This window comes from Kitasatospora sp. NPDC088160, from assembly GCF_044741445.1.
Classification (GTDB): domain Bacteria; phylum Actinomycetota; class Actinomycetes; order Streptomycetales; family Streptomycetaceae; genus Kitasatospora.
The window spans coordinates 302,284-311,064 of record NZ_JBIUSS010000003.1 but is presented as its reverse complement, the minus strand read 5'-3'; the positions used below and the strand labels follow the sequence as shown (position 1 = coordinate 311,064).

Annotated in this window: 3 protein-coding genes; 2 read left to right on the top strand and 1 reads right to left on the bottom strand. The window is 78.1% G+C overall.

Going from position 1 to position 8,781, the window contains the following annotated elements; genetic code table 11:
• Positions 1-122: 122 nt before the first annotated feature.
• Positions 123-2,942, bottom strand: coding sequence for an AfsR/SARP family transcriptional regulator (locus ACIOGZ_RS06170; protein ID WP_363589469.1), 2,820 nt, complete (start codon positions 2,940-2,942; stop codon positions 123-125).
• A 350-nt stretch (positions 2,943-3,292) separates the two neighbouring features.
• Between ACIOGZ_RS06170 and ACIOGZ_RS06165 the strand changes: the two genes are divergently transcribed.
• Complete coding sequence (locus ACIOGZ_RS06165; protein ID WP_400985051.1) at positions 3,293-6,061, top strand: BTAD domain-containing putative transcriptional regulator; 2,769 nt, start codon at positions 3,293-3,295, stop codon at positions 6,059-6,061.
• Between the two features lie 326 nt (positions 6,062-6,387).
• Complete coding sequence (locus ACIOGZ_RS06160) at positions 6,388-8,778, top strand: ATP-binding protein (RefSeq protein WP_400985049.1); 2,391 nt, start codon at positions 6,388-6,390, stop codon at positions 8,776-8,778.
• Positions 8,779-8,781: the final 3 nt, after the last annotated feature.

Sequence of the window (8,781 nt, the reverse complement as noted above, 5' to 3'; positions counted from 1 at the left end):
GCCCGCCCCCCCCCGCCCCCCGCCCGGGGGCCCCCCGCCCCCCGCGCCCCGTGCCCGCCGCCCCGCCCCCCGCCCCCCGGGGGCGCCCCCCCGGCCCCGGGGGGCCCGCCACGGGGAGCCGGTCAGTGCCGGTGTGGCGCGCGCGAGTTCAGCGACTCCTCCAGGCTGGTGGTGAACTCGCTCTGCACCCCGGCCAGTCGATCGTGGCTGCGGAAGCGGTCGAGCGCCGAACGCAGCCGGTCCAGGGCCTCCAGTTCACGGCCCCGGCTCAGCAGGTAGGCGGCGTGCGACTGTTCGGCGATGGCCTGGAGGTAGAGCAGGCCCGCTTCCTCGCAGCCGGCCAGCAGCCGGTGCCAGGCCAGGTCGACGGTCTCGCTGCGCCCGTGCGGGGGCAGGGTGTGCGCCTCGGTCAGCATCGACCACAGGTGGATCGAGGTGACCGGGCGGGCGGGCAGCAGCTCCCTGGCCTCCCGGGCCTGCCGCAGCGCGCCCTGCCGGTCCCCGGCCAGCAGGCTCACCCAGCTGTGGTGGACCAGGGCGACGGCCAGCGGCCGGGGGTCGCCGGACTCCACGGCCAGCGCGGCCGAGCCGGACGCCAGCCGGGCGGCCTCGGTCGCGCTGCCCAGGATCGCGGTGATCAGCGACTGGGTGGCGAGCGCGCGGGCGTACGCGGCGCGGCCCGCGGGCCCGGTCGCGGCCTCGCCAGCGGCCACCGCCCGGCGCGCGGCCTCGGCCGCCTCCTGGCGGCGTTCCAGCCCGAGCAGCGCGTTCGCCCGGGCGCCGTGCAACTGGGCGGCGGCCAGCTCGTCGCCGCACCGCTCGGCCTCCCGGACGCCCGCGCGCAGGCAGCCCAGCCAGTCGGTGAACCGGCTGGAGCCGTAGTACAGCGGGCCGGCGGCCTGGGCCAGCCGCCAGACCCGGTCCGGGTCGTCGGCGGTGCCGGTGATCAGCGCGCGGATCGCGGGCTCCTCGGCCTGGAACCAGTCCAGTGCGGCGCGGATGCCGTCGGCCGGCGGCAGGGCCCGCGGGGGGTGGACGAGCGTGTCGAAACCGTCCTGGCCCGGCTCGATGAACTCGCCGCCCTGCCGCAGCGCCGCCTGGTAGTAGTCCAGCAGCCGCTCCCGGGCGAGGCGTCGGCGCGGCTCGGGCTGCTCGGCGAGCAGCCCGGCGCTGAACAGCCGGACCAGCTCGGCGCGGCCGTAGCGCCCGGGCGCCGCACCGGTGAGCAGGTGGTGGGCGGCGAGTTCGCCGAGCGACCGGCGGGCGGTGGCCGGGTCGGCGCCGAGCACGGCCGCACTGGTCAGGGTGTCCACCTCCCGGCCCGGGTGGGCGGCCAGGAGGGTGAGCAGTTCGGCGGCGCCAGGGGAGAGGCGGCGGTACGTCAGGAGGAGCTCGGTGGTGACGCCGGTCGCGCCGTCGGCGTCCAGGACGGGCAGTCTGGTCTGCTCGTCGGCGAGTTCGGCGACCAGTTCGGCGATCGTCCAGTCCGGGCGGGTGGCCAGCCGGGCCGCGGCGATCCGCAGCGCCAGCGGCAGGTGGTCGCAGAGCCCGGCCAGTTCGGTGGCGGCGGCCGGTTCGGCCCGCAGCCGGTCGGGGCCGAGCGCGCGCTCCAGCAGCCGCAGGGAGTCGTCCTGGGGCAGCGGGGGCAGGCGCAGCAGGGCCGCACCGTCGGCGGCCACCAGCCCCTCCAGCGAGCCGCGGCTGGTCACCACGGCGGCGCAGCCGGGCCCCTGCGGCAGCAGGTCGGCGACCTGGTCGGCATCGGCGGCGTCGTCCAGGACCACCAGCAGGCGCCGCCCCCTGGTCCGGTCGCGGTAGAGCGCGGCCCGGTCGTCCCGGTCCTCGGGGACGGCGCCCTCGGAGACCCCGAGGGCCCGCAGGAAGCCGCCGAGGGCGGCCTCCGGGTCGGCCGGGCCGGCCGGGTCGAGGCCCCGCAGGTCGGCGAACAGCTGCCCGTCCGGGAAGTGCGGGGCGCGGCGGTGCGCCCAGGCGGTGACCAGCGCGCTCTTGCCGGCCCCGGCCGGTCCGACCACCACGGCCAGGCCGTCACCGGCGCGGTCCGGGCCGCACTCGCCGTCCAGCCAGCAGCCCTCGCTGTCCCGGCCGACGAAGTCGACCGGGCGGCGCGGGAGTTGACGGGGAACCCGCGGCGCGGCCGGAGGGGCCGCCGAGCGGGCCGGGGCCGGCTGCTCGGCCCGGCCCCCGGACAGCACCTCGGCGAGCGCCGCCTGGAGCGCCGGGCCGGGCCGGATCCCCAGCTCGCGGTCCAGCCGCACCCGGGCCTGGTGGTAGGCGGACAGCGCGTCCGCCGGCCGTCCGGCCTGGTGCAGACAGCGCATCAGCAGCGCCACCAGCTCCTCGCGCAGCCCGTCGGTCCGCACGTGCTGCTCCAGGGCCGGCACCGCCGCCACCCCGCTGCCCTGGCGCAGCCGCAGCCCGGCCCAGCTGAGCACGGCGGCGGTGCGGGCCTGCTCCAGCTGGTCGACCACGGCCGCGCGCGCGGCGGTGTCGGGCAGGTCGGCCAGGGCCTCGCCGCGCCACAGCCGCAACGCCTGCTCCAGCAGTGCGATCGCCTGCGCGTCCGCCGTGCCGCAGCCGAGTCCGGCCTGTTCGGCGGCCCGGTCGGTCAGCGCCTCGAAGCGCAGCGCGTCCACCTCCTCGGCCGGACCGGCCAGCAGGTAGCCGGACGAACGGGTGTGCAGCACGAACGGGGTGTCGGCGATCGCCTTGCGCAGCGCCGCCACGTGCCCCTGTAGGGCGGCCCGGGCGCTGGCCGGCGGCCGCTCGCCCCACAGCAGCTCGCAGAAGCCGTCCACCCCGACCACCCGGCCCAGCCGCAACGCGAGCAGCGCCAGGATCGCCCTGCGCTGCGCCCCCGGCAGCGAGGCGAAGCCGTCCGCCCCGGCCCGCAGCTCCACCGGGCCGAGGAGCCGAATCCGCACCAGTACCCCCACTTCACCCACGACGGGCAGGGCGTCCCCCCGCCCCATTGACGTCCGGGGCGTGCCCCGGGGTGGAGCAGTGTAGTGCCCTGAAGTGTCCTGTTCGCGCCAGATCGCCCACTCCCCGGGCGCCACCGGGTGGCGGCGCCCGGCGGAACGGACGTCGATGCCGGGCCCTGTGGATCTTGCCGGGTCCGGGTCCGACCCGACAAGATCCACCAGATCCGAGCAGACCCCATCCGGCCGCGTGCACGTGACCGGACCAGGCCTATCCTCTGACGACGCCGGGAAGACGCCGGAGGTTGTCGTCGGCGGCGGATCCGATCGGCGACAGGGGAGGAGAGGGCCGCATGCACATCGACCTGCTCGGGCCGGTCGCCGTACGACGGGACGACGGGACGACGGTCACACCCTCGGCCCCCAAACGCCGAGCGCTGCTGAGCACCCTCGCCATCCGGCTCAACCAGACCGTCGGCACCGACGAGCTGATCGAGCTGGTCTGGGACGGCGACGCGCCCCCCACCGCCCGCGCCGCGCTCCAGGGGCACGTCGCGGCCCTGCGCCAACTGCTCGACTGCCCCGGGCTCACCCTGGGCACCCGTGGCGCCGGCTACCTGCTGGCCGGCGACCCCGACCGGGTGGACCTGCTGCACTTCCGCGGGCTCTGCGACCGGGCGGGCGTGCTGCGGCCCGCCCCGGCCGCGCCCGCCGGGAGCACCGAGCCCGAGCCGCACGATCCGGCCGTGCCCCTGCTGCGCGCCGCCCTGGACCTGTTCCGCGGCCCGGCCCTCGTCGACTGCGGGTCCGTCCTGCTGCGCGAGCGCACCCTGCCGCACGTCACCGACCTGCGGCTGCGCGCCCTGGACCGGCTCGCCGAGGGCCTGCTCGGGGCCGGCCGCGGCGGCGAGCTGGCCGGCGAGCTGGCCGAGGCGGCGGCCGCCCACCCGACCCGGCAGACGCTGGTCGCGCGGCTGGTCCGCTGCCTCGACCAGGCCGGCCGCCGGGACGAGGCGGCGGCCTGGTACGACCGGGCGGTGGCCCGGCTCTCCGGCCCGCCCGGTCCGGAGCTGCGCCACGCCGGTGAACGGTCGGCGGACGGCCCCGAGCGGGACGCGCCGCCCAGACCCGCCCGGCTTCCGAGGCGTGGTGCGCCGGACCGCAGGTTCACCGGCCGGTCGGCCGAATTCGCCCGGCTCGACGAGGCCCTGGCCGCCGCCGTCCGGTCCGGCCACCCGATCCTGGTCACCGGACCGGCCGGGGTCGGCAAGACCAGCCTGGTCCAGCACTGGGTGCAGCGGTCCACCGGGCACTTCCCCGACGGAGTCCTGCACGCCGAGCTGGGCGGCTTCGACCCGGCCGGGCCCCGCGAACCCGCCGACGTGCTGGCCGGGTTCCTGCTCGCCCTCGGCGAGCCGGCGGGCGCCCTGCCCGCCTCGCCCGAGGAGCGGGAGCAGCGCTACCGGGAACTGCTGGCCGGCCGCCGGCTGCTGATCGTGCTGGACGACGCGCGCTCGTACGAGCAGCTCGCCCCGCTGCTGCCCGACCCGCCCCCGCCGGGGGACGGCCCGGACGGGAACGGGGCCGGGGACGGGGACGCAGGCACCCGCGGCACCCCCGTCGTCGTCGTCACCAGCCGCAGCCGGCTGCGCGACCTGCTGGTCCGCGACGGCGGCATCCCGCTCCCGCTGGGCGTGCTCGGCGCCGAGGACGCGGCCGAACTGCTCGCCCGGACCCTCGGCCCGGCCCGGGTCGCCGCCGAACCGCAGGCGGCCGCCGACCTCGCCGCGGCCTGCGACCACCTGCCGCTCGCCCTGCGGCTGGCCGCCGCCCGGCTGGCCGCCCGCCCCGGCTGGACCCTGGGCGACCTGGCCGCGGAACTCGCCGACGAGCAGACCGGCCTCGCCACCCTGGCCGGCACCGACCGCGGCCCGATCGGTGTCACCACCGCCCTGGACCACACCTACCGGACTCTGCCGCCCGCCCCCGCCCGGCTGTTCACCCTGCTCGGCCTGCACCCCGGCGCGGTGATCGACACCGCCACCGCCGCCGCGCTCGCCGATCTGCCGCCCGCCGCCACCCGCACCCTGCTGACCCGCCTCGACGCCGTCCACCTGCTGGAGGAGACCACGCCCGGCCGCTACGCCCGGCGCGAGCTGGTCCGGCGCTACGCGGCCGGGCAGGCCGCCGAACTCACCTGCGACGACCGGTTCGTCGCCCTCGACCGGCTGATCGCCCACTACCTCGCGGTCACCGCGGCCTGGACCACCGGCGGCTGCACCACCGCCGCCTGGACGCCCGAGGGCGGCGGCGCGGCCCCGGCGGAGGCGGCCGCCTGGTTCCGCCGGGAGGAGAGCGCCCTGCGCGCGGTGGTGGTCTGCGCCGAGCAGTTCGGCCGGACCGCCGAATCCTGGCAACTCGCCCACCGGATAGGCCTGCTGTACGAGACCACCGGCCACGACCGGACGCACTGGCGCGCCGTCACCGAGGCCGGCCTGCGCGCCGCCCACAGCTGCGCGGACCAGGCGGCCGTCGCCCGGCTGGCCACCGACCTCGCCGTCCTGCACGTCGACCGCGCCGCCCATCGCACCGCCGTCCAGCAACTGGAACGGGCCGTGGCCGCCGCAGACCGGGCCGGCGACCAACTGCTGCGCCACCAATGCCGTGCCCGGGTGGCCGGTGCGCTGCTGCGGGCCGGCCGCTACGACCAGGCCCTGCCGCTGATGACCGACCTGGTGAGCGCAGCCCGCACCCCGGCCGTCGGCGGCCTGCTCGTCCGCGCGCTCACCGACCTCGCCGACGCGCTGGTCCTGGCCGGCTCCCCCGGCCCGGCCCTGGTCCACGCCGACGAGGCCGTCCGGGTCGCCACCACCCGCTCCGGCGCCGAGGCCGTCCTCGCCACCCAGAGCCGGGCCCGCGCCCTGCACGCGCTCGGCCGCCGCGACGCCGCCCTGTCCACGGCCCGACTCGCCGTCGCCCTGGGCCGCACGGTCGGCGACACCGGACTGGAGTCCCGCACCCACGGCCTGCTGGCTGACCTGCTGTGCGAACTGGGCCGCACCACCGAGAGCGCCGTCGCCAGACGGCAGGCGGCCCGGGCCCTGGCGGCGGGGGAGCGCTGACGGTGCGCCGCCCCGCCGCCGCCGCCGCAGCAGCAGCCCTGCCCGTCCCGCTCGCCCTGCCCGTCCCGCTCGTCCCGCTCGCCCTGCTCGTCCCGTCCGATCGGCACAACCACAGGCGGAACTATGGGCAGAACCAGCACGCGCGGCCGTCCCACCAGCAGGTGGGACGCCGCGGCCCGCACCGGGGTGCCCGGCGCCTGAGCTGGGCGCTCGATGCTGGGAAAGGGCTGGGTGCGAGGCATACTTCTGCCCGGGCATACTTCTGCCTGGGACGGTCGATCAGGCACAACGCCTGGCAGAAGTAACGGCGCTAGCAGGGGCGGGACATGACGGCTGTGAGCGGCACGGGAGCGGGCACGGAGTCCGAGGGGGCCGGCGACTTCGGCCGCCTGCTGGCCGGGCACCGGGTGGCGGCGGGCCTGACCCAGGAGGAGCTCGCCGCGGCTGCCGGCGTCAGTCTGCGCGCCGTCGGTGACATGGAGCGAGGCCGCACCCGCGGGCCGCAGCGGCGCACCGTCCGGGCCCTGGCCGAGACGCTGGGCCTGGACGCCCCGCAAACCGCCGCGCTGGACCGCGCCGCTCAGTGCGGCCGCCCCCGGGGGACCAGGCCGGTGCCGGCCGCCGCCCCCACCCGCGGGCCGGCCGCTCCCGCCCCGGCCCCCGCCGGACCGGCCGAGACCGGGGACGCCGTGCCCCCCGTCCCGCTCGTGCCGGGCGCCCTCGCGCTGCCCCGCGACATCGCCGACTTCACCGCCCGCGAGAACGCCCTCGCCCTGCTGGCCGAGCTGGCCGGGGACGACCGACCCGCCCACCCCCGGGTGGTGCTGATCAGCGGTCAGCCCGGCCTGGGCAAGACCGCCTTCGCCCTGCACGCCGCCCACACCCTGGCCCCCTCCTTCCCCGACGGGCAGCTCTCGCTCGACCTCGGCGGCATGGCCGCCACCCCGCTCTCCGCCCGCGACGCGCTCGGCCAGGTGCTGCGCGCCCTGGGCGTCGCCGACAACGCGGTGCCCGCCGGGACGGAGGAGCGGGCCGGCCTCTACCGGGCCCTGGTGCGCGAGCGCCGGCTCGTCCTGGTCCTGGACAACGCCGCCGACGAGAGCCAGGTGCGCCCGCTGCTGCCCGGCTCCGGGCCCGCCGTGACCCTGGTGACCAGCCGCAACACCCTGCCCGGACTGGAGTCGGTGCTCCGCCTGCGGCTGGACGCCCTGGCCCCGGGCGAGGCCGCCGACCTGCTGGCCCGGATCGCCGGCCGCGAGCGGATCGACGCGGCGCCCGACGCCACCGCCGAACTGGCCCGGCTCTGCGGCTACCTGCCGCTCGCGCTGCGCATCGCCGGGCAGCGGCTGGTGGCCCGCCCGCAGCAGCCGGTCAGTCATCTGGTGCGCCAACTGGCCGCCGAGGAGCACCGGTTGGACCTGCTGGAGACCGGGGACCTGGCCGTCCGTCCGGCCTTCGCGCTGTCCTACCGGCGGCTGCCGGCCGAATCCCAGCTGGTGCTGCGCCGCTCGGCACTGACCGCCGGGCACGACTTCACCGCCGCCGTCGCCGCCGCCTACGCGGGCCTGCCGGTCGGCCGGACCGAACTCGTCCTGGAGCAGCTGATCGACGCCGGGCTGGTGCAACTCGCCACCCCGGAGCGCTATCGGCTGCACGACCTGGTCCGGCTCTACGCGGGCGAGCGGCTCGGCGCCGACGAGGGCCCCGAGGCGGTGGCGCGGGCCCGGGCAGGGGCCGGTGACTGGCTGCTGAACCGGGCCGCCGAGTACGGCCTTCGGTTCGACCCGGACCACGCGACGGCGGACCCCGACACCGATCCCGACGCCGACGCGGACCGGACCGGCCCCCCGGTGCCGCTCACCGAGGCGGCGCGCTGGCTGGAGGAGGAGCACCCGGAGTGGCTGGCCGCCCTCCACCAGGCCTTCGCCGCCGGCCGGCACCGGGAGGTGATCGACACCGCCGAGGCCATGCACTGGTTCTCCGACCGGCTGCTGAGCTGGGACATCTGGGCCGAGGTCTTCCAACTGTCGGTCGACGCGGCCCGCGCCTGCGGCGACCAGCTGGCCGAGGCCGTCCACGTCAACTACCTGGCGTGGACGTACGTCACCTGCCTGCACCGCTACCAGCGCGGCATCGACCTGGCCAACGAGGGGCTGGAACTGGCTCGCCGGATCGGCGCCCGCGAGCAGGAGGGCTGGGCGCTGACCTACCTCGCGGCAGGCCTTCGGCACCTGCACCGGCACCGGGAGGCCATCGACGCCTACCACCGGGCCGCGGACACCTTCGCCGCCGTCAACAGCCGCTCCGGCTGGATCGGCCGGCTGGTCACGCTGCGCGGCGCGGCCAACTGCCTGCGCGACTCGGGCCGGGCCGAGGAGGCGGTGGAGTCCCGCCGGCGCGCGCTGGCCGGCGCGTTGGAGCTGGTGGAGCGCTGGTCCTCGCCGCTGATGCACCTGGCGGCGGCCATGACGGCACACGAACTCGGCCTGGACCGCGCCGCGCTGGGGCGCTGGCCGGCGGCCGAGAAGGCCTACCGGCAGGCCCTGACCCACTACGAGGAGATCGGCCGGCCGGACAGCATGACCAAGACCCTCACCGAGCTCGGCACCGCCCTGATCGAGCAGGGCCGCGCCGAGGAGGCCCGCGAACTCCTCACCGAGGCGCTCACCGACCTCAGCGCGGACGGCCCCCGGCAGGGGCGGCGCCGGACGGGGTGAGGC

Excerpts from the sequence above, each read along its gene's own strand:
- ACIOGZ_RS06165 (WP_400985051.1), top strand. The coding sequence starts at position 3,293 with ATGCACATCGACCTGCTCGGGCCGGTCGCCGTACGACGGGACGACGGG.
- ACIOGZ_RS06160 (WP_400985049.1), top strand. The coding sequence starts at position 6,388 with ATGACGGCTGTGAGCGGCACGGGAGCGGGCACGGAGTCCGAGGGGGCC.